The organism is Streptococcus sp. GMD3S, assembly GCF_000298695.2.
Classification (GTDB): Bacteria; Bacillota; Bacilli; order Lactobacillales; family Streptococcaceae; genus Streptococcus.
Map to the genome: position 1 here is coordinate 1 of NZ_AJRC02000063.1, position 1,124 is coordinate 1,124.

Annotated in this window: 1 protein-coding gene; it reads right to left on the bottom strand. The window is 38.2% G+C overall.

The genetic code is table 11. The features are described 5' to 3' along the window. Positions 1-1,035, bottom strand: a 1,035-nt coding sequence (locus GMD3S_RS0210115) for an ABC transporter ATP-binding protein (protein WP_025173015.1), incomplete at its 3' end; no start/stop codon positions are given. Positions 1,036-1,124 lie beyond the last annotated feature (89 nt).

Genomic DNA, 1,124 nt, shown 5'->3' on the forward strand with positions numbered 1-1,124 from the left:
ATTTAACTTTTGAGTATTGATTCGTAGACGAATTCGATCCCCTTTTTGAAGATCTTCTTCAAAAGTTGATTCTTCGCTGACCTGTATTTTTGAAGAAAATGCAGTCTCTACAAAATATTCAGTGGTGAGTCCAAGATAAACACTATCGGAAATGATTCCTTCAATATCTCCAGATTCATCTTTGATAAACTCTTCGGGACGGATACTCACAAGAACAGCTTGTTCCTTAGCTTGATCAAGAGCTGGCATAGGGAGGGCATAGCCATCTGAGAAGACGATATAAGCACTGTCGCTCTTTTTTTGTAGTTTGGCTGGGATGAGATTTGTGCGTCCAATAAAGGTTGCCACAAACTCATTAGCTGGTTTATGATAGAGTTCTTTTGGTCGTCCGACTTGTTGGATGATCCCATCTTTCATAACGGCAATCTGGTCTGAAATAGCCATCGCTTCTTCTTGATCGTGGGTCACATATACAGTTGTAATTCCCACTTCGTGTTGAATTTCTCGAATAACTTGGCGCATATCTAAGCGAAGTTTCGCATCCAGGTTACTAAGTGGCTCGTCCATGAGGAGAACACTTGGATTAACAGCTAATGCACGTGCTAAGGCGACACGTTGTTGTTGTCCACCACTGAGTTTATCGGGCTTTCGATCTGCGTATTGATTAATTTGCATTAGTTCCAGATATTTATTAGTTTGTTGAACTAATTCATCTTTTGGAACCTTTTTTTGTTTAAGACCAAAAGCAACATTATCTCGGACAGTCAAATGTGGGAAAATAGCGTAGTTTTGGAAAACCATGCCGATGTTGCGTTTGCTGGGTTCTATATTATTTATTTTAGTATCATCGAAGTAAAATTCTCCGCCTTCAATACTGTTGAAGCCTGCAATCATTCGAAGAAGGGTCGTTTTTCCACAACCTGAAGGTCCAAGAATGGTGAAAAGACTTCCTTTTGGAATCGTAACGTTTAAATTCTCAATGACAGGAATGTCGTGGTAGATTTTTTTTGCGTTAATAATTTTGATCTCACTCATAGTGAACCTCTTTTACTGTTTCGATTGAATATTAGTGAAAATATCATTGTACTTTTTAAGAATAGCTGATTTATTTTGGATGACATAAT